This is a genomic window from Planctomycetia bacterium, assembly GCA_034440135.1.
Taxonomy (GTDB): domain Bacteria; phylum Planctomycetota; class Planctomycetia; order Pirellulales; family JALHLM01; genus JALHLM01.
Genome location: JAWXBP010000218.1, coordinates 1 through 22,006 on the forward strand (window position 1 = coordinate 1; position 22,006 = coordinate 22,006).

Here is a 22,006-nt window from a genome sequence, read left to right on the forward strand (position 1 = left end):
AAAGTCCTCAAACGTATGGCCTACGGCTACCGAGACGACAACTACTTCTTTCTCAAAATCCGCCAGGCTTTCCCCGGAATTGGGTGAAGAACCATTTTTAGGCGGAGCTTGAAGTGTTCAGTGTGAGGAAGCAGCGAAACCGCCGCCCAAAAGCACTGAAAACTGAAAACTTCGAACTCCCTTTCAAACTTCAAACTCGCCCTCAATCCCACCACAGATAGATCTGCGTCTCCTGCCCGATTTCATCCACGCTGGCGCCTTCGCGGGCGAGCTCCGGGGCGCAGAGGTCGAGGACTTGTTGCCGGCGACCGGCTTCCTCGGGTAGCTTGACGACTAAGGCATCGGCGTACTTGGTGTCACCCTCGTCTACGATGGCATCGTCTGGCACTAGGACTTCCGTCGCGCCGGCCGCGTAGAGCTTTTTCACGAACCGGACGGCGTTCTCGGTTTCCAGGAAGCGATTCGACGCCAGCGCCGATTCGTTGTCGCTCTTCTTGAGCCACTGGAGCGCCTCGGGGCCCTGGAAGTAGTCACCGGGCAGCGGAGCGCCCCCGGGAACGAGGGCGAACTCGAAGACATAAGTGCCGAACAGCAGGGCCGCCGCCAGCATGCCAACGATGTACCGGGTTGCCATGGTACGTCCTTCCCAAACGCGCTATTTTGAGGCTATAGCGGACGTGACCCATCGCACTCCGCCTATTGGAACCTAGCTCATTTCTTGAAATCGGCCCGGTGAAGGCGGCAACCCCGGGAAAACTGAATTCGGCCGGCTCGGGAGGGATATCCCATCACGGAGGGTTAGCCTGCGAAACACGCAAAATGACGCGAAATGACACGGGAAAATGAAAGTGACGCGACATGGCATTGCTCCCGGCCCTCCACGTTCATTGCCATAGCATGGGCCCAAGCATCCTCCCTTTTCGCGTGTTTGGCGTGTTTCGCGGGCTCAAATCAGGTGGATCGGTTTTCTTGGCGGCCGTTCGGGAATAGGATGACGGGACCCAAAGCGACCACCCCGGAGCAACGCGGTTTCCGCCCCCTGCTGGAAACCGCCCGCATGGAACCTTCGATCAATCCGTACGCCTCTCCGGGGAGCAGGGAGCTGAACGAAACCGCGCGCGCGGCGCTGGCGCAGGCCTCGACTGGGCGGCACGCCCGCTTCAGTTCCGCGCGGCCGCGGGCGAAGCGGGTCGTGTTTTTCTTCTCTGCGGCGATGCTGCTGTTGCTCGCCGAGTTGGCGTATCACTGCGTCCTCGTGGCTTTCTTGCTACGGGCTGAAAGCGGCCTGGGCGTGTCGTCGGGCGAAGCAACCGGGCTGGCGATCGCCGACCTGGCGCTGTCGCTGCTGCATGGCGTTGTCCGCCTGGCGTTGTTCGCGCTCTTCCTGCTTTGGTTCCAGCGCGCCTATCGCAACCTGCCATCGTTGGGCGCCGCGGAACTGTCATCCAGCTCGATGGAAGCAGTGCTTTGCTTTTTCATTCCATTTTTGAATCTCGTGCGGCCCTATCAGCTCGCGCAAGAGATCTGGCGCGGCAGCGACCTGAGCGAGCTCGACCCGGAACAAAAAGTCGTGTTTTCCAGCGCGCTGGTCGGCTGGTGGTGGGTGTTCGTTTGGATCAGTATTCTGCTGCGCCTGGCCGCCTGGTACACGAATCGCTATACCGGATCGGCCGGCAATACGCTGGTCGCTGGCGAGGCGCTCGTCGCCGTCTGGTTTTCGATGGGCGCCGTGCTGATGCAAATGATCGCAGCATTGCTCGGCTTGCACGTGGTGAAAACAATCACCACGAATCAAGACGAAAAGTGGCGACGCCTGGCAACCCAAGACACAGCCTTGACCGCCGAGGCGTAAGCGCGGAGTGACGATGGGCTTACGTCAGCTATTGGCCCGAGTTCGCAGCTAACCAGCGTTGGGCTTGATCGATTGCCGCCGGAAAGAAAGTAGCGCGCGGGTCTTTGGCGATCAGCAGTTTGGCTTCGTCCGCATCGGCCCAGCGGCGTTCTCGCATCGCGGACTCGAGCCAATCGTCCTCCACCGTTTCGACGTGCATCACGTACACGGCGACTTCCAGCGTCTCGCCCCATTTTTCATAGCGATAGTCGCCCAGCGCCTCGCCGATCACTTGTCCGCGCAGCCCGGCTTCTTCCCAGGCTTCTTTCAGGCCCGATTCGATCGCCGTTTCGCCGGGGTCGATCAACCCCTTGGGAAAACCCCATTTGCGAGCCCGAATCGACGTAATCAGACAGAACTCCAGCCCAAAGGCGGCAGCACGAAACGGAATCACACTCGATTGAGCCAGCGGCATCAGAATTTAACCGCGAAATGCGCGAAAGGACGCGAAATAGAAGCACCCTAATACGTTTGTGACTGGAATCGGCCTGAAAATCCAGTGCCCAATTAGCCTAGCCAAATCGATGCATCGCTAAGAACGATGCTCAGTCCGCGAAGCCTAGTTTTCGCGTCATTTCGCGCATTTCGCGGTTAAATCGGTGTTCACGCCAAGTTAGGTTGAGCGTTCCCCGGCCTAGGGATATGATTCCTTAGCCGTTCACCACCCTCCGGACGCCCAGGCGATTTCGATATGCGCGCTTTTGACGCCACGCGGATTTACTTCGACCGCGCGGCGGATCAGATGGAACTCACCGAGAACATGCGGCGGATGCTGATCACGCCGAAGCGCGAGGTGCAGGTCCAGATCGCCTACGAGCAGGACAACGGCGAGCTGAATACCACGATCGGTTACCGGGTGCAGCACGACAACTCCCGAGGACCGATGAAGGGGGGCCTGCGCTATCACCCCGACGTCGACCTGGACGAAGTCCGGTCGCTGGCCGCGCTGATGACCTGGAAGACGGCGATCGTGAACATCCCCTACGGCGGGGCCAAGGGCGGAATCGCGATCGATCCGAAGGCGCTCAGCGTGCGCGAACTGGAAGTGGTGACGCGCCGCTTCATCGACGGCCTGCACGACGTGATCGGTCCCGACACCGACATTCCCGCGCCCGACATGGGCACCAACGCGCAGGTGATGTCGTGGATTGCGAACCAGTACCAGAAATACCATGGCTTCAGCCCGGCCGTGGTCACGGGTAAACCGGTCGAACTGTTCGGCATTCCCGGGCGTGAAGAAGCCACGGGGCGCGGCGTGGGGATTTTCGCCATCAAGCTGCTAAGCCGGCTGGGCCGCAAACCACAACAGACGAGTGTGGCGATCCAGGGCTTCGGCAACGTCGGTTCTTTTACGGGGCGGTTCCTGGCGGACGCCGAGTGCAAGATCGTCGCCGTGAGCGATGTCAGCGGCGGGTACCATCGCGCCGACGGCCTGCATGTCTCCGAGATGTTGCGCTACGCCGGCGAACATGGAAACTCGTTGGCCGGTTACACGCAAGCCGATCACATTACCAACGAACAACTGATGCGGCTCGACGTCGACGTGCTGATTCCGGCCGCGCTGGGCGGGGTGATCGATGTCGAAACGGCGCACGCGATTCGGGCGCCGATCGTGCTGGAAGCCGCCAACAGTCCCACCTGGCCGGATGCCGATCAGGTGTTGGAGCAGCGCGGCATCGTGGTCCTGCCGGACGTGCTGGCGAACGCTGGCGGTGTAACCGTCAGCTATTTCGAGTGGGCGCAGAACCGGCAGCACTATCAATGGACGCTGAACCGGGTGCGTCAGGAGTTGGATCGCGTGCTGTCCGACGCCTTTGAACGGGTGTGGGAGTTGTCGCACGAGCGGAAAATCAGCCTGCGGACGGCGGCCTGGATTCTGGGCATCGGACGCGTGGGTCGCGCAACTGTACTTGGGGGAATCGCATGATTGCACCGGGCGTGGATGTGGATGTCTTGCGGCAGTTGCCCATCCTGGAAGGGCTGACGGAAGCCGAATGCGCGCAGATTGGCGAAATCGCCGAAGTAGCCAACTTCCAGGCCGGTGAATCGATCATCGAACAAGGCACCTCCAGCCAGGTCCTTTGGATCGTCCTGGAAGGGACTTGTGAAGTGCTCATGCGCTTCGACGGCAGCGGCGCGGATCGCCCGCCCACGATCCTGGCGGAACTCGGCCCGCAAAGCAACTTTGGCGAGATGTCGTTCTTCCACCGCGCGCCGCATTCGGCGAGTGTCCGTGCGAAGACGCCGGTCAAGCTATTGCGGATCGAGCGCACCAGATTCGACGCGTTGATTCCCTGCGAAGGCAACGCGGCCTGCAAAGTGGCCCTCAATACGATCGAAACGCTCGCCGAACGCCTTCGCCGGATGGGCCAATGGGTGGCCGAGCTCGCCGCCGACAAACCGCCCCACCGCCGCGAACCGGAATGGAATCAACTGCGGACGAAAGTGTTTGACGGTTGGAAACTATAAGATTTCGAGTGCAACTGAGCCGCGCACTCCAAGCCCAGGGAAGGTTGTCCCAAGACGACTCGTATTGAAAAGTCTTGGGACAACCTTCCCTGGGCTTAGCGCGAAAACACGTCATCAACAATTCATCCACGTAAACAGCATGAAACTCCAAAACCTCAACGAAGTCCCTTCGCAAGACGTGACGATGGAAGGTTCCTCCGGCTGCCAGGTGAAATGGCTCGTGGGGCAACCCGAAGGAGCGCCGAATTTCGCCATGCGGCAGTTCGAGGTCGCGCCCGGCGGGTTCACACCGAAGCATAGCCATCCGTACGAGCACGAAGTCTACGTGCAAGAGGGCCAGGGCGTGGTGATCGACGGGGATCAGGAGCGCCCGCTCGGCCCTGGAGACGTCGTCTACGTCGCGCCGAACGACATCCATCAATTCCGCAACGCCGGTCCCACGCCACTCAAGTTTTTGTGCATCGTGCCGCACGTGCCGAAGGATACGCCGGTAACGCTGGTTCCGGAATGCGAGGCCGTGGGAAAGTAATTATTACGGCGCCCGAGGGCCGACGCGACAAGACGAGCCGCCAGCGAGGGGCAGAGGATGCGGGCTATAGATTGAGCGCGAACGCTCGCTCGGGCGGCAATTCGCGAGCGAGCGGACTCGCTGCCGCCCGCGTGATTCCCAGCATTCGTCTGGGTATCTCCCCCCGGGAGCGTTACAATTTCCGCGTCGGGTTGGCGAATGGACTTGCGCCGCGCTATCGCGCGGCGGTTGGTCGCCGGTCTATGAGTGCTAAGGGCAGGACGCACGATGACGCGCGTGGTTTCGTTTGTGGCGTTGATTGGGATCGTGATTCTGGTCAGCGCGCTCGTCTTTCAGGTGATGGCCAGCTTTCTGCTGCCCATGTTCCTGGCGATCGTGATGGTCGTCGTCTTCCGGCCGATGCACCGTTGGTTCTTCGATCGCTTCAACGGCCGCAATCGGCTGGCGTCGATTGTCACCACGGCCGTGATCATGCTGATCGTGCTGGCGCCGTTGATTTCGACCACGATCCTGGCTGCCACCGACTTGTTCGAGTTCATCGCCGGCAACCGCCAGCAGGGAAATTTCGAAGCCCGCGTCGACAACTTTCGCGACGAGTTAGGGCTTTCCCTCCCGCCGGAACTGGATGAACTGGAAGACCACATCGGCCAATTGACGCGCGTGTTGCGCGGGCTGGAACCGACAGAACATTGGAATGAAGCGGTCAAAGGGATCAGTGGCGAGCTGACCGAAATCGATCGCGCCATCACCGCCAATGCGCCGCCCGCCGCCGGAGTCCATGACGCCGACTTACAGGGATTATTTCCGCAGGTTGAGCAGCTCGAGTTCGAGCCAGGCGAAGAAGACATTCCCCCTGAGTTGGCCGAACTCGAAGAATTGCGATTCACCGAGCGCTTTCAACAGTTCCAGCGCACTTACGCGCTGTTGCGGCCAACGCTTATTCGCCGGCTGGACGAAGTTCGCGTCGAAAAGCTGAATGGGGACGGGGATCCAAAAAACGACGACGAAGCCATCGGCACCGCCTGGGCCTGGCTGATCGCGCAGGCCAATCCCAGCCGTGAGCAGCTGGACGATTTCCGCACGTCGGCGCTCGAACAGTTGGGCATGGGCTCGCTGGCGCTGAGCACGGGGCAATACGTCTCCGGAGCGCTCGGCAAGCTGATTCTCGGCCTGTTCGTGATGGTGATCTCGCTCTATTACTTCCTGGCCGACGGCCCCGCGATGGTCGCGGCGGTGATGAGCATCTCGCCGCTGGAGAATCGCTACGGTCAGCAAATGCTGGCAGAATTCGCGAAAATCAGCCGCGCCGTGGTGATGGCCATTGTCGTGGCCGCGGTGGTTCAAGGCGCGTTGGCGACGATCGGCTATTGGATCGCCGGGCTCGATTCGCTGTTTTTGCTGTGCGTACTAACCACGTTGCTGGCGATGATCCCCTTCGTCGGCGCGGCTTCGGTTTGGATCCCTTGCTCGCTGTATCTGGCATTTTCCGGACGCCCGGTGGCCGGCGTCTGTTTGGCGCTGTACGGGCTGCTCGTCGTCTCGATGATCGACAATTTGATCAAGCCGATGGTGCTGCACGGACAGTCGAAGTTGCACCCGTTGCTAGCATTGTTGAGCATTATCGGCGGGGTTCAGGCCCTGGGACCGATTGGCATCTTCGTGGGTCCGATGGTAGTCTCTTTCTTACAAGCCGTGCTGAACATGTTCCACGCCGAACTCAAAGCCTTGGGAAACGGTGGCGAGGCCGGCGGATCCGCGGAGAAACCCGATGACCCCGATGCCTCTCCTACTCCTAGCCGCCGCCGCGGTAGGCGTTGACACCGGCTGGACGCCGCTGGACTCGGGCGGCTACGAGTTCATCATTCAGATCCCGCCCGAACAGCTCGACGCCCTGCGCGCCGGCGGGGAAGTCGGCAGTGATTTGCCGAACGACACCGGGGCGATTCGTTCTTACAAGATCGTGATCGGCACCGGGCCGCTGGCCAACCAGGGCGTCGATTTGCCGCCTGAAGCGCGGATCAGTTTCAAGCAGCCCGTAAATGACGCGGCCTCCTCGCGGCGCATCGAGGGCTCAATCCTGAGACTTCCGCCACCACCGAGTGGACGTAACGACGGCGCGGTGAATGACACTGCCAAGGCGGTTCAAGGGACGCGTCCCCCCTCGACCGATGGCTGGCAGCTTCCGGAACGGTCGTCGAACAATAAGAACAACGCGAAAACGCAGGCGGAAATTGGCGAGGAGCCTCTCGAAGATATCGATTTCATCGGTAAAACTCGCGCTACGCGGGCGAAGAGCGCGGGCCTTCCCGCTCCGCCCATGGATAACGACGTCACGCCCGTCGATACCAAAAAACTAAGCACGGAGGAGGACGAAGTCGGCCCGAGCGCTCGCAAAGACGGCCAACTCGCAAATGCCAACGAACCGGAAACTTGGACCAAGTCCAAGTTTATGTGGACGCTTATGCTCTTGGGCCTGATTGTTTCCGGCGGCCTGAACGGCTATTTCATTTGGCTCTCGCTTGATTTCCGGAACCGCTATTTGGAGCTATTGCGCGATCTTGACACACAGCCCGCGGACGAACCGGCGGAGTCTTCGCGCGAATATGAACGCACCGATGATCACGAAGAGCCGGAAGAGGAAGAAGTATCCCCTCGGGAACTAGTTCGCACCGCGGAAACGTACGTCGGCCGCAAGGAAGGACAGCGCCGACGCGACCGGGAATCTTCGCGCTACGACGATGACGACGAATAGTCGTCAACTGTCAAACTGCGGGCTTTAGGCAATCGCCGGGTTGCGGCGCGCTAGGTCGTCGACGTCGACCGCGTTATCGATGCAGCCCACGCCCGCCACGCCTTGGCAGCATTGATTGACGAGCTGCTTCTCGTAGAACGAGCGGACATTGCCCAACACCTTCACGGCGCCCTCGACCGAGGAGACCGTCAGCCGTCGCAACGACGGAACATGGCGAGCCGCCAGGGCGGTCCGCACCTGATGTTCGATCTCGCGGTCGCGCTCGGCGGGATTGGTACGACTAACCATCTGGAAACACTCCGTTTTGCTGTTCTGCCTGCTCGTGCCTGCTGTACCGACGATCATCCGCCAGCGGTGAGTGCAAAGTTCGGTCCGAATTCGCGCAAAATGCAATTCGCAGCGAATGGGGAGGCTTAAACTCGTCCTGCGTTTGGGCTTCCGACGTATTGAGTCGCGTCGTTCACGATGACGGGAGGAGGCGCGTCAACCGCACGCTTGTAGAAGCTACGCGCACAACCGTGCCAGGGTGTTGCGCAGAGTGGCGGATAAATGTTCGTTTCGTTAACGGCGCTAGTGTTGCGAAAAGCCCAGGGAAGGCCACCAGAGACCTAGCCAATGGAAAAGTCTATGAGGGCCTTCCCTGGGCTTAGACGTCGTCGTTGGCAAGCGGACTGAGCGCGGGTCCCTTAATCGCTATTGCCCCCGCCGTGGACCTAATTCTATCATCCGCCGCTCGATGGGCCGTACCGGGGCATTGCGCTCGGGTTGCGCGCTCCGGGTGAGCCAAGGTGATTTCCGTCCCCGTAGATGTTCTTCCATGCCTCGCGATTGCCAGTTGGTGTTTACGAACGGTTGCTTCGATCTATTGCACCCCGGCCATGTCGATCTGCTGCAGCGCGCTCGGGCGCTGGGGGATCGGCTGATCGTGGGCTTGAATAGCGACGAGTCGGTCCGCGAGCTCAAGGGCCCCACGCGGCCAATCTGGAACGAGCAGGAACGCGCCGCGATGTTGCTGGCGCTCCGCTGCGTCGACCAGGTGGTGATCTTCAACGAACGGGCCCCCGCGCGGCTGATCGAGGACTTGCGTCCCGACGTGCTGGTCAAAGGGGGCGATTGGTCGGTGGATCGCATCGTGGGGGCCAAGACCGTCCTGAAATACGGCGGCCAGGTGCATTCCTTGCCGCTGTTGAGCGGTTACTCGACGTCGTCTCTGATCGCCCGGCTGCAAGAACTGCAAGAAGGTTCGGCATGGCGCCGCGCATCCTGATCGTCAAACTCAGCTCGCTGGGCGACGTGCTCCACACGTTGCCCGCGGCCAGGATGTTGCGCGAAGCCTTCCCCGACGCTCACCTCGGCTGGGCCGTGGAACGCGCGCACTCCGGGTTGTTGGCCGGGCAGCCCTGCCTGGATGCATTGCACCTGTGGAATCGCGGCGCATCGCGCGGCTTCCGGCAATTCATTGGCGAACTCCGCGCCGGACACTGGGATGTGGCCATCGATTTTCAAGGGTTATTGCGGAGCGCATGGATCGCCCGGCTGAGTGGGGCTCGCCAGGTGATTGGTCATGCGCCCACCAAGGAACGCGCGCACTGGCTTTATCATCGACGCGTACCGCCGGCGACGATGGAGCGCCACGCGGTGGACCGGTCGCTGGATCTCGCGGCCGCCGTCGTCGAGCGGCTCAGCGGACAGACACTTTCGCGCCCGGCCACGCGCGCTGAGTTTACGCTGTATCCCAGCGTCGCGGATCAACACACGGTCGACGCCTGGTGGAAGGCGCAAAACATTCGCGATCGCGAGCGACTGGTGCTGCTCAATCCGCATTGTCGCAAGGACGCCAATCGCTGGCCGGTCGAGCGATTCACCGCACTGGCGCGAAACCTGACAAACCAGCCCGGCGTGCGCGTGGCGCTGGTGGGCGGAGCGGTCGCGCGTGACGTGTGCGACGCCATCGCGGCGCCGCTAGGAGATCGAATCGCGCGCGCGGATGGCGCAATGGGATTGCTGGCATCGGCCGAGTTAATCCGCCGTGCCGACGCGTTTGTCACCGGCGATACCGGACCCATGCACATTGCCGCGGCGGTCGGCACGCCGATCGTGGCGCTGTTCGGCCCGGCGAATCCGTTGCGCACGGGTCCATACACCGATCGTGCCAAAGTGATCTACAAGAAACTGAGCTGCTCGCCGTGCTATGCGCGCGACCGCTGCCCACTGGGGCACGCCGTGCCGGCCTGCATGGCGGAGATCAGTGTCGGCGAGGTCCAGTCCGCCGTGATGGCGGCATTGGCGGAGTCGGCTACGAACCCACGCGACTTCCTGCGGAGGTCCGCATGAACACGCGGCATTCGACTACTGCGACGGCGAACGGCTCTGTCGCGGAATTGAAGCTCGCGGTGAGCGACACCGGCGTCACGCATGCCGTGCATCATGCCCATGATGCGCCACCTAACGCTGCGCCGCATTCACCACGTCTCCGATGGCGTCGTTTTGCGATCGTTACCGCCGTCGTGGCGACAATCGCGTATCAAGGAACTCTGCGCCGGCCAACTGGCCCGGACGCCGGGACTTGGTTTCATGTGCCGGCCGCGACGGCTCAAGATGGCAACGATACATTGCGCATTGGCACGTTCAACATGCATGGCGGCAAGGGCGTCGACGGCGTGCGGGATCTAACGCGCATCGCGGAGACGCTTCGCGGGCTCGACTTCGCGGGACTCAATGAAGTCCACGGCGGCGTGCCATTCCGCGGCGAAGATCAGGCGGCGGCCCTTGGCCAGCAACTCGGCATGCCGTGGCTCTACGCCCCCACGGAACAACGCTGGTGGTGCGATCGATTTGGCAATGGCGCCTTAAGCAACCTGCCGGTGACGAGCTGGCAACGCATTCCGCTGGCCCGCGCGCATGGCAAGAGCTATCGCAACGCCGTGCTGGTCCGCGCGGAGCATCAGGGAAAACCGGTCAACATCGTGGTCACGCATCTCGATCGGAGCGACGACCGCGAGCGCGTGGAGCAATTGCGAACCGTCGGCGAGCTGTTCCTCGCGCTGGAATCGCCGGCGATTCTGTTGGGCGACCTGAATACGGACGACACGGAACCGGCGCTGCGCAAGTTGCTCGACGCGCCGGGCGTGCATGATCCACTACGCGATCGGCTCGGCGACGGCGCGCCGCGGCGCATCGATTGGATCCTGGTCCGCGGCTTGGAAACCATTGACGCCGGCATCGTCAACCGCGGCGACTCGGATCATCCTCATGTCTGGGCGGAACTGGCCTGGCCGGAGGAATAGCTTGATGGCGGCGCAATCCTCGTGGCGGCCAATGCTGGCGCTCCTCCTCGTGGCGTCGACGGTGCAAACCGTGATCGTATCGCGCGCGGCGGTGCCGGCGCTCGATGCCCTACGCAGCGTCGCGGCCGCTGAGGCTTGGCTGCAATCGCCGTCCTGGACCACGCTGGCGGACGAACCCGAGGCGCCGCTGTTTCCGGTTTGCCTCGCGGCCGTTCATCAAGTGCGTGGAACCATCGCCGCACAGTGCGGGTGGCCGGCGCCGAACTGGGCGCTCTCCTTGCAACTCATGTCGAGTTGGCCCCTTGTCGTTTGGGTGATCCCGATTTATTTGCTTTCGCGGCGATGTTTCGACCCGCGCGCCGCCTGGCAGGCGGGGTTGTTGAGCTGCGTGCTCCCGGCCGCGGCCAGACTCGGCGGCGAAGGTCTGCCGGATTCGCTGTACTTGTTGCTGTTCACCGCAGCGCTCGCGATGCTGTCGACGGGCTTCACACTCCGCAAAAATCTGTCTCGGCCCATAGCTGCAGGCTACGGGCTTGCCGGCGGATTGCTGTTGGGCCTGGCGATGCTGGTGCGCGTGGAAGCAGTATTGCTCCTCGTCCCGGTCGCCATCGGATACTTCACGGTTGCCACACACGATCGCCTGCGCGATCACGTCTTCCGGCTCGCGCTGACGTGCGCCGGCGTTGGCCTGGTGCTTGGCCCTTGGTCACTGAGTTGCGAGGCGCGCACGCCCTTCGCGATGATTTCCCGACTCTGCTCGCGCGGCCCGGCGCGCGACGGGTGGGTGTTCAACCAGCCGTTGCGTGCGACGGAATATGCCACGTCAGACTCGAATGATATGGCCGCACTGAACTTCGACTCCAAAGAACCCGGTACCTCGACGCGACGTCGCGGTCTCGGGGCGGCGATCATCAGTACGTGCGATGAGCTGCTGGTGGCCACCGGCTACCTGTTACTGCCGCTGGCCTGGATCGGCGTCCACGGGCGGTTTTTGTCACCGCGCCGCCGAAGTTTGAATCTCTGCGCCGCGACGGGTGTGTTGCTGTGGTTCACGATGGGATACGTGAACGCATCGGCGACGGGCTATCTATCGAGCCGGCATCTGCTGCCGGCCGCGGTGTTTTTACTGCCGGCGGCGGGGCATGGCCTCGCGCGACTACCGTACTTGATTGGACGTCGCTGGCACGGGCTAGTGAGGACAAGTCACGGTGTTGCGCTAGCAACTGTGCTCGTCTGGGCGACGTTCTGCTGTTTGCCGCTGCACGGCGATCGGGCCGGGCATCGCCTGGCGGGCGATTGGTTGGCTGAGCGAGCCGTGCCGCGAGACTGGATTCTCGATAGCTGGGGTTGGACGGCGCTTTACAGCCATGGTGCGACCTATCGCTATGACGCCGCGCGCGAGGCCTTTCAGGATCCGCGGTTGCAGTATGTCGTGGTCGAGGGGCGCGATCTGGACAGCGGTAGCCGTCGGGCGGAAACGTTGCGAGGACTGCTCGACGCACAGGCCGAATGCGTCGCGCGTTTCGATCCGCCGGGCGGGCAAAGTCCCGTATTGATCTTCCATTGGCGGCCGGTTCTGGCACACAATGGGGCGCAGGGGGCGGTGCGCAAATGACTGCGCGGCCGCCGGTTGGGTGCGCTTCGCCTGCGGGGCAATCAAGGACGATTTTTCATGCGCGATCACGTCCGGGCTTTCGTCAATATCGCCGCGGAGAGTTTTGCCGCGCGCGGGCCGGTCTATGAGTTCGGCTCCTACCTAGTCGACGGCGTCGGCGGTATCGGAGATTTGCGCGGCTGCTTTCCCGGTCGGGAATACATCGGCTGCGATATGCGCGAGGGCCCCGGCGTCGATCGGATCGAGGACCTAGGCGAGTTGAATTTGCCGGACAACTCGGCGCGCACCATCATCTGCGTCGACACGCTGGAACACGTCTTCGAAGTCCGCCGCGCGGCCGAGGAAATGCTGCGCGTGTTGGCGCCAGGCGGTCTGATCCTGATCGCGGTCCCGCTCGACTTCCGCATTCATGACTACCCCAGCGACTACTGGCGCCTGACGCCGAGTTGCCTGGAACGGATGCTGGCGCCGCTCGACGCCACGCTGGTCGGCTGGCAAGGAGTCGACAGCTTTCCGCACACGGTGTTTGCGATCGGCGCCAAGAGTCCGCTGAGCGTTACGTTCGCCCAGGGCTCGCAACGCTTCATGGCGGCATATCAGGCCTGGCTCAGCGAGGCGGCCAAACGGATTCAACTGCGCCGCCGGCTCAAGCGCCGGTTGCTCGCCTGGCTGCGCAGCAAAGGCGAGCGCCGCCGCATGGCGTGCGAACACGAAGCCCGCTTCGTGCTGCACCTCCAAGTGGACGGCCACGGCCAACACGACTGGCGCCAAGCCGTAAACGAACTCGCCGATCTCGGCTCGCGCCTCGACGTCAATTCGTAACAACATCGCGGGGACTGGCAGTCGCGCCTCACCACAAGCCCCGAAAGGGGCGGCCGAAAATAGCCAGGGGTGACAACCCCTGGAAAGCGTCTCAACCAAAACAATTGAGCCCCCACGGGGCGACACAACGCCTAAACGCCTTGACCATGCCCCACAACGCACAAGAACAACGCGACGTCTGGATCGACGAGGAGTTCGCGCCCTTGTTGGGTTCCGCCGGCCTTGTGGATTTCGATTCGTTCATGGAAACGGAACGTGGGCGCTGCCTGCGGGCGCTTGAGGATCGCGAAAACTGGCGCCTTGACGTCCCGCACGCCGATGGCCGTGCCTACGGCATGTATCTAAAAAAACACCACGTACGTTCCTGGCAATGGTGGCTACGGGCGCGACTCGGTCGACCCGCGCGGCGGTCGCCGGGACGCGTCGAAGCCCGCAACATTGTGCGGTTGGATCGCTCCGGCGTGGCCGCAATGCGATTGGTCGCGTTTGGCGATCGGCTCCATGCTGACGGATTGCTCGAATCGTTCGTGCTCACCGAAGAGTTGGTTGGCTTCACGCAATTGGATCATCTGCTGCGCCGCAGATTTCCCGAACGGCAAGCCTCCGCGAAGCGCGATCCGGCACTTGCGGGACTGATCGAGCAGATCGCCGACGTCGCCGCGCGCTTCCATCACGCGGGTTTCAATCACCGCGATTTTTATTGCTGCCACTTCTTCATCCGCGAAACCGAAGTTCCCGACTTCGAAGTACGTTTGATCGACCTGCAGCGCGTGGAGCGCCGGCGTTGGCTGCGCTGGCGGTGGATCGTCAAAGACCTCGCCCAACTGGCGTACTCTGCACCGCGCGAGCGGATCGGCCCGACAGCGCGGATGGCGTTCATCAAGCGCTATCTCGGCGTCCGCAAGCTGCGACCCGTCGACAAGCGGCTGATTCGCGCGGTGCTGGCGAAACAAATCCAAATGGAACAACACTTGGGGCCGCATCCATGAAAATCGGCCTGGTGCTTGACTGGTACGACCCGCGGCGCGGCGGCGTCGAACAATGGACGCATCAATTCGCCGCGCAGTTGATCGCCGCCCGGCACGAGGTGCATGTCGTCGCCCGCAGGTTCGCTTTGGCGGCCGCGCCGGCGGGCATGATTTGCCACGAAGTCTCAGCCGGAAATTCCCGCTTGGAATTCGCCGCCGCGGCGGAATCCGCGCTACGGCGATTAAACCTCGACGTGGTTCACGAGACCGGCTGCGGCTGGCACGCCGACGTCTTTCAACCGCACGGCGGGTCGCGCGTCGCAGCCTTTGAGCGCAATCTCGAATTGCTGCCCGCCTGGCAACGACCGTGGAAACGCCGTCTCGCACAATGGCTGCCGCGGTATCGGGAGTTCGGCGCACTGGCTGCAAGGCAATTTGCCGCGGACGGGCGGCACTTCCTCGCGCTCTCCGAGATGGTCGCCGAGGATCTGCGACGTTTTCATCAAACGCCGCCGGAAAGCACGAAAATCATTTACAACGGCGTCGATACCGAGCGGTTTTCACCCGCGCGGCGCGAGGAATATCGCTCCACGGTGCGCGAACGACTCGGAGTTGAAGACGCCGTGCTGCTGCTGATCGTGGCGCACAACTTTCGCTTGAAAGGCGTGCCAGCGCTGATGATGGCGGCCGCGCAATTGGTGCGCGCCGGATTGCCGGTGCATGTCGCCGTGGCAGGCGGGAAGCGATCCGGCGGCTACGTGCGTTGGGCGCGCTCGTTGGGGATCGCGGCGCAGACCACCTTCTTGGGATCCATCGACGACGTCGTGCCGTACTACGCGGCCGCCGATATTTACGTGCAGCCGACGTTTTACGATCCCTGCAGCCTGGTGGTGCTCGAAGCGCTCTCGGCGGGGCTGCCGGTGGTGACCACGCGTTGGAACGGCGCAGGCGAATTGATCACCAACAATCTCGAAGGGCACGTGCTCGACCAACCCGACGACGCCGACGCTTTGGCGTCGACGCTGGTTCCGCTGGTGCTATCTGAATCCCGCCGCGAAGCGATGGGCCGCGCCGCGCGCCAACTGGCGCTCGCACATACGTTGGAACGCAACTGCCAGGAAATCGTCGGCGTCTACGAAGAAGTAGTCGCCGCCCGCGGGCCACGCCGCCGGCAAGCGGCTTAGCGATCGATTGGCAAACAGATTCCAGGCGTCAACGCACCAAGATGCGATTGACCATCGGCACCTGGCCCACGGCCGCGCGGACCGCCTCTTGGGCGAGTTGCTTGTGGTAGAACGAGTCGACCGTGCCAGAGATCAGCAGGCCGTCGTCGGTCGCTTCGACTTGCAGGTCGCGCAGCTCGTAAATGGGACTGGCCGTGAGCGCGTCCTGAGCCTTGGGCTGCGCGGTTCCGGCGACTTTCGCGGTCTTCGAAGCGTACATGGCGCCTCCCTCCGTGGTGCGACGGCCGCGCTCAACTGCGCGACCAGGCTGAGTATTTCGGAAAACTTTCCAGTTCGTGGCGCTTCATGCCCCGCGTTTCAACCGTTCCACTCTAGGAATGGCGCTTTCCAACTGTCAAGTGCGCGACGATGAAACTTCCCTCAACAGGACTTGTCTTTACCCTGAGGCCGGGGGGCGATAGGCTGCGCGGCATGGAAATACGTGCAGCGCGGCGCGCGGAAGCGCCAGCCGCGTTGGAATTGCTGCTAGCGGAATGCGCGCCAGCAGACCGAACGCCCCTGGCCGCGGGCCTGTTGTCTCAACTGCCGTGGTCGGAGGAGATCGCTGGCGGACTCTTCATCGCCGACCACGATGGCGCGATCGCCGGCGTCGGCCTGGGCCAGGTTCATGGCGGTCGAACGGGCTCCGTGTGGCGACCGCGATTCCCGGGCGAGGATGTTGATGCTCTCGGGGGGGAACTCGTTCGCCGATCCGCCGCCTGGCTCGCCGCGCAGGATCTTGGCGTGCTGCAATCGCTCGTGGCAACGCCTGACGGTGTCGCCGCGACGTGGCTGCAGCAATGCGGCTTCGCACACGTCGCTCGGCTCGGGTACCTGGTCTGGAGCGACGACCATCAAGCACTGCCTGTTCCGTCGCTGCGTTTCACGCCTGTCTCGCCTGAAACGAGCGCAATACTCGCCGAAGTCATCGAGCAAAGCTACCTGGAAACGCTCGATTGCCCCACGTTGAACGGCGTGCGAACGACGCCGGAAGTGCTCGAAGGATATCGGGAAATCGGCGAGCACTGGCCCGACGCGTGGCTCATCGCCTGGCGTGACGACCGGCCGATCGGCTGTCTGATTCTGGCGGACCATCCCGCCGCAAACCAATGCGAGTTGGTCTATATGGGCCTGATCCCAGAGGCCCGTGGCCAAGGCCTGAGCGGGCAATTTGTAGCGCAAGCAAAGCACCTCGCGCGCGAGCGCAGCCGCGCGCGGCTGGTGCTGGCCGTCGACCTGCAAAACGCCCCCGCGCTGCGACTTTACGCGAACCAAGGCTTTGATGCTTGGGATGAGCGTGACGTATTCGTGCGCATCAACGCCGCCGCGCGATAGCAGTGCTTCGGACTAGGCCCGCCGCGTGGATGCTTGGTATAAAGACGGCGGATTCGCGATCACGGCATGGAAGCCTCGGATGTTGCCTTACCTGCTCAACGCAGTTTACCTGGCCTTGCTGGTCGTGGCGTCGCCATGGCTGGCTTGGAATGCCTGGCAAAAAGGGAAATATCGCGAAGGGTACGCGGCGAAGTTCTGGGGCGAAGTGCCGCGCCGTGATTCCAACAAGTCCTGCGTCTGGCTGCACGCGGTGAGCGTCGGCGAAGTCAATTTGCTCGCGCCGCTGGTCAAGGAAATCCGCGCGCGGCATCCCGACTGGGACTGCGTCATCTCAACGACCACCCACACCGGCTTCGCGTTGGCGCGCAAGAAATATGCTGAGTATCCGGTGTTCTATTGCCCGCTCGACTTCAGTTGGGCGGTGCGGCGCGCCATGCGGCGGTTACGGCCGACATTGCTGGTGCTGGCGGAGTTGGAGCTCTGGCCCAATCTGATCCGCGCCGCGCGCGAACACGGCGCCAAGGTTGCCATCGTGAACGGCCGGCTCAGCGCCCATAGCTTTCGCGGTTACGCGCGCGTGAAGGCATTCGTGCGGCCCGTGCTGGCGCAACTCGATTTGATCGCCGTGCAGAACAAGGAATACGGCGATCGTTTCCTGGCCCTCGGCGCGCCGGCCGAGCGCATGCATATCACAGGGTCCGTGAAATACGACGGTGCGCAAACGAATCGCCATAACCCCGGCACGCAGAAGCTCGCCAGCTTGGCGGGCATTGGCGAAGGCGACCTCGTTTGGTTGGCTGGCAGTACGCAAGAGCCCGAAGAGGCGATCGTCTTATCGGTGTTCCAGCGGCTCACGGCGGAATTCCCAAGGCTCAAACTAATTCTGGTCCCGCGGCATCCGGATCGGTTCGACGACGTTGCTCGGCTGATTACCGATTCCGGCCTCCGCTGGCGACGCCGCAGTCAACTTCATCCGAAATGCGAAAACGGTTCGGCCCGCGTGCTGTTAGTCGATGCGGTGGGCGAACTGGGCCATTGGTGGGGGACGGCGCAGGTGGCCTTCGTAGGAGGTAGCCTGGGCAAGCGCGGCGGGCAGAACATGATCGAACCGGCCGCCTACGGCGCCGCGGTTTGCTTCGGCCCAAATACGCGCAACTTCCGCGACATCGTCGAAAACCTGCTCGCCGCCCAGGCCGCAGTCGTGGTCCAAGACGCCGCGGAGTTGGAAGCCTTCGTACGGCGGGCGATCACGGACGCAGAATTTGCCACCCGACTGGGGACCAGCGCCCGGCGATTTGTGGCCGGGCAATTGGGCGCTACCGCGCGGACTGTAGACCTGCTGAGCGCCCTCGTTCCAAACGCCGTGCAGCCAGCGGCCGTTGCCCGAAGCGCGGCGTGACGATTATACTGCCCAGTCTTACGATCAATCCTGCACTCGACGTTTTTGCGCGGAGGGGACGACGTGGCCAGCGGCAAGTACTTGTTCACGAGCGAATCGGTCAGCATGGGCCACCCGGATAAACTGGCCGATCAGATCTCCGACGGCATCCTGGACGCGCTCCTGGCGCAAGACGCGTACAGCCGCGTGGCCTGCGAGACCTTGGTCACCACGGGCCTGGCGGTCGTGGCTGGGGAAATCACCACGAAGGCCGTGATCGACTATCAGGCGGTCGTGCGGCAGGTGATCAACGACGTCGGCTACACCGACGACGTCTCCGGCATTTGCGGCGACACCTGCGGCGTGATGATTTCGATTCATGCCCAGAGCCCGGACATCGCCCAGGGCGTCAATGAAGACGCTGAGCAAGGCAAAGACGTCGGCGCCGGCGATCAAGGCTTGATGTTCGGCTATGCCTCGAACGACACGCCGGAATTGATGCCGTTGCCGATCGCGCTGGCGCACCGCATCACGAACCGGTTGGCCGAAGCCCGCTTCAAAGGCGAAGTGAACTGGCTCCGCCCCGACAGCAAGAGCCAGGTGACGATTGAATACGACGGCGCGACGCCGATTCGCATCGACACCGTCGTGGTCTCCACGCAACATGCGCCGGAAGCCACGAACGACGTGATCCGCAAGTTCGTGATCGAGAAAATCGTCAAGCCGCTGCTGCCCGCCGAGTTGGTCACCGGCGAGATCAAGTACCATATCAATCCCACCGGAAAATTCGTCGTCGGCGGCCCGCACGGCGACTGCGGCCTCACGGGTCGCAAGATCATCGTCGACACCTACGGCGGCTGGGGTCGTCACGGCGGCGGCGCGTTCAGCGGCAAGGATCCCACGAAGGTGGATCGTAGCGCCGCTTACATGGCCCGCCACGTGGCGAAGAACATCGTCGCGTCCGGATTGGCAGAGCGCTGCGAAGTGCAGTTGGCCTACGCGATCGGCGTCTCGGAACCAGTCAGCGTGAACGTCGACACCGACGGCACCGGCCGCATCGAGGAAGCCCGGCTTTGCGAGTTGGTCCGCGAACTGTTCCCGCTCACGCCGAGCGGCATCATCAAGTACCTCGACCTGCGCCGCCCGATCTACCGCAAAACAGCCGCCGGAGGTCACTTCGGCCGCGATGACAGCGACTTCACCTGGGAATCGACGCACCGCGCGGACGAGCTCGCGGAAGCCGCCGGCGCCGCTGCATCCGCCCGCTGAATTTCGGGAGTAGTAACCGCGAAACACGCGAAATGACGCGAAAATTGGAGATAGGTAGGAGTTGTCCACGGAATACGCGGAAAGACACGGAAGTAGGATTGACATAGAGGTGCAGGACCCGGCCGCATGGATGGTTTTCCGTGTCATTCCGTGTGTTCCGTGAACAATTTCTCACTCTCCTGTTTTCGCGTCATTTCGCGTGTTTCGCGGGCGATAACTGAATTCACCTTCACGCGAGGTCAGGGATGACAGCCGCGTCGAATACGATTGTTTCCGCGCGCGGTTTCGCCGTGGAAATTGGTTGCGCCGCAGTGACGGTCGGTGCGTTGCTCGCAGTCGGGCGGACATCCGCGGCGATTTCCTTCTGGCCGGCGCTCGGCCTGAGCCTCACCGGAGTTGTGGCCGTCGCGTTGACCAGCCCGGCGCGTGGACTACGGGCACAGCAACTTTGGCGGCAAGCTCGCCGTTGGGTCGCGCTGTTCATCGCTCTGCTCGCGCTGCAGCAATTCGCCGCCGATCGCCTGGCGCTTACTGCGCTCTGGTTGCCATACGGCACGGCGTTGTTGTTGCACGTGATCGCACGCGGCAATCGTGGTTTCGCGGTGGCTGAGAAAGTCGAGGGCGCCGCGCCGGCGAAGGCGATCGCCGCGAATGAGCCGCCGTCATCAATGGACGACGGCGATTGGCGGCATCACATTGAGTATGCCCAATCGTACGATGCGGCCGGGCTCAAGCAGGTCGCGGGCGTTGCGCGGCTAACCTTCCGTCCTGGCGAGCGGCAGACGGAGTTGCATCTCGCCTTCTGCCCGTCGTTCGCCGGCGCGCCGCGGCTGGATTGCCAGCAAACGAGCGGCCCGGAAGCACGCGTCAAGATCACGCAAAAGATGCCGTATGGTGCGCGAGCGGAAGTTCAGCGACTCGATGCCACAGCGTGGAGCGTGATCACGTTGGAGTTCATCGCCACGCCATCGATTGCCACGCTGGCCAAGCCGAACATCAAACAGGCGTCCTGATTGCGACTCCCCAAAAACGGCCGAGGCGCGACGACCCTCGGGTCGCCGCGCCCCTCCGCTTTGCCGGCTTGGTGGTCCGCAATGCTCTCAAGGTGCTACATCACGGCTTGCTTGCGACGCACCATACCGGCCAAAGGGGCTTGCCGTGGGCCCGCTCCGCGGACGGCCAACGAAACGCTTCGCGGTCCCACGGCAAGTGGGTGGGTCTCCTTCGGGCAATCTTCTTCACCGCCTCGGTCGGTGATGCACGGCCAATCGTCTCCCGCGGCCCCGGCAGCCCGCAGGGATTTCGTGGTCGCGGCGTCCGGCTCGGTCGGTTCGGCGTCGACCGGCGGCCGGGCCAGCAGCTCACTGCGAGCGATGCGAACATTCTTGGGGGCGTCGATCCCGACGCGAACGACGTTCCCCTTCAAGCGCACGATCGTGATCGTGATATCCCGGCCGATCTTGATTTGTTCGTTCAGTTTGCGAGTGAGCACCAGCATGGCATTCTCCTTGGCGTTGACTTAGGCCTCCTCAATGCGAGCCCTTAAAAGCAACGGCCATGCCAAACAGATGTTCACTATCGCAGATTAGCGCAAACGTCGTTCCCGGAATCACTTACGCGCGCAACAGACCCCGCCGGCACAATCGGAACTGAACAAAAGAATACAAACGCCGTGTAAGCGTTACCAAGCGAGGGGCCGAAAGGCAGCTATTCCGGGGCGTTTCCGCCGTTGTGTCGATCAAGACCCACCGAACTCGGAACTTGGATGCTGAGGACATCCGCGATCGGGATCGCCAAGTCGTTCGTTTGCATAGAAAACACCGTGTGGGTGAACATCCCGCCCACAAACGGCAATTCCCCCAGCACAGGAATGCTTCTCGTTTTCCCGACAAAGTTTTTCTCAGTCACCGCGAATTGGTCGGCACTGATGCGGGTCAACTCACCCCGTGCCTTGACCAACTCACCGCGCACGACATATCGAATGGCGACCGCGTCGCCAACCTTGGGAAGCTGCGGAAGCTGTTCGTCCGAACCTTTGCCGGTCCCGGGTTGGTGGCTGATGATTTGGACGTCATCAGTGGGCACGATTTCGACGTGCGTTTCCCGCCCAATCCCCACATTTTTGCGCGCGACCAGTTTGAAGATACGGCTGCCCGGCTTTGACGGTACGCCGATCATTCGCGCTGGCAAAGTTGACTTGATCGATACCCACGTTTCGTCGGCATGGACCAACTCCCCGGTGAACTGCTCCGTCACGCCGCCTCGGGTGACTTCAATGGTGTACGTGTCCCCCACACCCCAATTTTGAGCGGTGTCATCATCGGCGGTCACTTGCGCGTGTGAGAATTGCGAACAAGCGAGAGCGAAGCAGAGGCCAGAAAGTAGTCGGCGCAATAGGCTCATCGATTCGTCCTCCGTGAGAAGTTACGGCTTGCTACATGCTCAGCTGGACTACACTAGCCCGACGC

Annotated in this window: 23 protein-coding genes; 17 read left to right on the forward strand and 6 right to left on the reverse strand. The window is 62.6% G+C overall.

Annotation, left to right across the window (positions count from 1 at the left end; translation table 11 throughout):
- Window positions 1-202: 202 nt before the first annotated feature.
- The gene (locus SGJ19_12535; GenBank protein ID MDZ4781072.1) at window positions 203-634 is read right to left on the reverse strand and encodes a hypothetical protein; all 432 of its coding nucleotides are present in this window, start codon (window positions 632-634) and stop codon (window positions 203-205) included.
- A 423-nt stretch (window positions 635-1,057) separates the two neighbouring features.
- On the opposite strand from SGJ19_12535, the gene SGJ19_12540 reads away from it, so the two are divergent.
- Window positions 1,058-1,852 (forward strand): DUF4328 domain-containing protein, encoded by a 795-nt coding sequence (locus SGJ19_12540; protein MDZ4781073.1) that lies wholly within the window; start codon window positions 1,058-1,060, stop codon window positions 1,850-1,852.
- A gap of 28 nt (window positions 1,853-1,880) precedes the next feature.
- Here SGJ19_12540 and SGJ19_12545 read toward each other — a convergent pair whose 3' ends face one another.
- Window positions 1,881-2,306 carry an NUDIX hydrolase gene (locus SGJ19_12545; protein ID MDZ4781074.1) on the reverse strand — a complete coding sequence of 142 codons (426 nt, stop codon included), beginning with the start codon at window positions 2,304-2,306 and terminating at the stop codon, window positions 1,881-1,883.
- Window positions 2,307-2,582: 276 nt separating this feature from the next.
- Here SGJ19_12545 and SGJ19_12550 point away from each other — a divergent pair, with 276 nt between their 5' ends.
- The 5 genes from SGJ19_12550 (at window position 2,583) to SGJ19_12570 (ending at window position 7,641) form a co-directional block, all read left to right on the forward strand.
- Complete coding sequence (locus SGJ19_12550; protein MDZ4781075.1) at window positions 2,583-3,818, forward strand: Glu/Leu/Phe/Val dehydrogenase dimerization domain-containing protein; 1,236 nt, start codon at window positions 2,583-2,585, stop codon at window positions 3,816-3,818.
- Window positions 3,815-4,360: a cyclic nucleotide-binding domain-containing protein gene (locus SGJ19_12555; GenBank protein MDZ4781076.1), complete on the forward strand. Its 546-nt coding sequence runs from the start codon at window positions 3,815-3,817 to the stop codon at window positions 4,358-4,360. Before SGJ19_12550 ends, SGJ19_12555 begins: the two co-directional genes overlap by 4 nt.
- Window positions 4,361-4,499: 139 nt before the next feature.
- The gene (locus SGJ19_12560; protein MDZ4781077.1) at window positions 4,500-4,889 is read left to right on the forward strand and encodes a cupin domain-containing protein; all 390 of its coding nucleotides are present in this window, start codon (window positions 4,500-4,502) and stop codon (window positions 4,887-4,889) included.
- A gap of 267 nt (window positions 4,890-5,156) precedes the next feature.
- Complete coding sequence (locus SGJ19_12565; GenBank protein MDZ4781078.1) at window positions 5,157-6,707, forward strand: AI-2E family transporter; 1,551 nt, start codon at window positions 5,157-5,159, stop codon at window positions 6,705-6,707.
- Window positions 6,667-7,641 (forward strand): hypothetical protein, encoded by a 975-nt coding sequence (locus SGJ19_12570; GenBank protein MDZ4781079.1) that lies wholly within the window; start codon window positions 6,667-6,669, stop codon window positions 7,639-7,641. The genes SGJ19_12565 and SGJ19_12570 overlap by 41 nt, the downstream gene beginning before the upstream one ends.
- A gap of 24 nt (window positions 7,642-7,665) precedes the next feature.
- Here SGJ19_12570 and SGJ19_12575 read toward each other — a convergent pair whose 3' ends face one another.
- Window positions 7,666-7,929, reverse strand: coding sequence for a BON domain-containing protein (locus SGJ19_12575; protein ID MDZ4781080.1), 264 nt, complete (start codon window positions 7,927-7,929; stop codon window positions 7,666-7,668).
- 529 nt (window positions 7,930-8,458) lie between these two features.
- Here SGJ19_12575 and rfaE2 point away from each other — a divergent pair.
- From rfaE2 to SGJ19_12610, 7 genes are all read left to right on the forward strand, one after another.
- Window positions 8,459-8,908, forward strand: a complete 450-nt coding sequence (gene rfaE2, locus SGJ19_12580; protein MDZ4781081.1) for a D-glycero-beta-D-manno-heptose 1-phosphate adenylyltransferase — start codon at window positions 8,459-8,461, stop codon at window positions 8,906-8,908.
- Complete coding sequence (locus SGJ19_12585; GenBank protein ID MDZ4781082.1) at window positions 8,890-9,975, forward strand: glycosyltransferase family 9 protein; 1,086 nt, start codon at window positions 8,890-8,892, stop codon at window positions 9,973-9,975. Before rfaE2 ends, SGJ19_12585 begins: the two co-directional genes overlap by 19 nt.
- Window positions 9,972-10,928: an endonuclease/exonuclease/phosphatase family protein gene (locus SGJ19_12590; GenBank protein ID MDZ4781083.1), complete on the forward strand. Its 957-nt coding sequence runs from the start codon at window positions 9,972-9,974 to the stop codon at window positions 10,926-10,928. Before SGJ19_12585 ends, SGJ19_12590 begins: the two co-directional genes overlap by 4 nt.
- Before the next feature lie 4 nt (window positions 10,929-10,932).
- Window positions 10,933-12,543, forward strand: a complete 1,611-nt coding sequence (locus SGJ19_12595) for a glycosyltransferase family 39 protein (protein ID MDZ4781084.1) — start codon at window positions 10,933-10,935, stop codon at window positions 12,541-12,543.
- Between the two features lie 57 nt (window positions 12,544-12,600).
- Entirely contained in the window at window positions 12,601-13,365 is a 765-nt protein-coding gene (locus SGJ19_12600) for a methyltransferase domain-containing protein (protein MDZ4781085.1), read from the forward strand.
- 146 nt (window positions 13,366-13,511) lie between these two features.
- Window positions 13,512-14,354, forward strand: a complete 843-nt coding sequence (locus SGJ19_12605) for a lipopolysaccharide kinase InaA family protein (protein MDZ4781086.1) — start codon at window positions 13,512-13,514, stop codon at window positions 14,352-14,354.
- Complete coding sequence (locus SGJ19_12610; GenBank protein ID MDZ4781087.1) at window positions 14,351-15,517, forward strand: glycosyltransferase family 4 protein; 1,167 nt, start codon at window positions 14,351-14,353, stop codon at window positions 15,515-15,517. The genes SGJ19_12605 and SGJ19_12610 overlap by 4 nt, the downstream gene beginning before the upstream one ends.
- Window positions 15,518-15,545: 28 nt before the next feature.
- Here SGJ19_12610 and SGJ19_12615 read toward each other — a convergent pair whose 3' ends face one another.
- Window positions 15,546-15,776 carry a BON domain-containing protein gene (locus SGJ19_12615; protein ID MDZ4781088.1) on the reverse strand — a complete coding sequence of 77 codons (231 nt, stop codon included), beginning with the start codon at window positions 15,774-15,776 and terminating at the stop codon, window positions 15,546-15,548.
- Between the two features lie 212 nt (window positions 15,777-15,988).
- On the opposite strand from SGJ19_12615, the gene SGJ19_12620 reads away from it, so the two are divergent.
- From SGJ19_12620 to SGJ19_12635, 4 genes are all read left to right on the forward strand, one after another.
- Window positions 15,989-16,891, forward strand: coding sequence for a GNAT family N-acetyltransferase (locus tag SGJ19_12620; GenBank protein MDZ4781089.1), 903 nt, complete (start codon window positions 15,989-15,991; stop codon window positions 16,889-16,891).
- Window positions 16,892-16,916: 25 nt separating this feature from the next.
- Entirely contained in the window at window positions 16,917-18,290 is a 1,374-nt protein-coding gene (locus tag SGJ19_12625; GenBank protein ID MDZ4781090.1) for a 3-deoxy-D-manno-octulosonic acid transferase, read from the forward strand.
- 63 nt (window positions 18,291-18,353) lie between these two features.
- A complete protein-coding gene (gene metK, locus SGJ19_12630) occupies window positions 18,354-19,538 on the forward strand; it encodes a methionine adenosyltransferase (GenBank protein ID MDZ4781091.1) in 1,185 nt (394 codons plus the stop codon).
- Between the two features lie 245 nt (window positions 19,539-19,783).
- Window positions 19,784-20,551, forward strand: a complete 768-nt coding sequence (locus SGJ19_12635; GenBank protein ID MDZ4781092.1) for a hypothetical protein — start codon at window positions 19,784-19,786, stop codon at window positions 20,549-20,551.
- Window positions 20,552-20,646: 95 nt separating this feature from the next.
- On the opposite strand, the gene SGJ19_12640 is transcribed toward SGJ19_12635, so the two are convergent.
- Together SGJ19_12640 and SGJ19_12645 are read right to left on the reverse strand one after the other, a co-directional pair.
- Window positions 20,647-21,036, reverse strand: a complete 390-nt coding sequence (locus SGJ19_12640) for a carbon storage regulator (GenBank protein MDZ4781093.1) — start codon at window positions 21,034-21,036, stop codon at window positions 20,647-20,649.
- Window positions 21,037-21,245: 209 nt separating this feature from the next.
- The gene (locus SGJ19_12645) at window positions 21,246-21,716 is read right to left on the reverse strand and encodes a hypothetical protein (GenBank protein MDZ4781094.1); all 471 of its coding nucleotides are present in this window, start codon (window positions 21,714-21,716) and stop codon (window positions 21,246-21,248) included.
- Window positions 21,717-22,006: the final 290 nt, after the last annotated feature.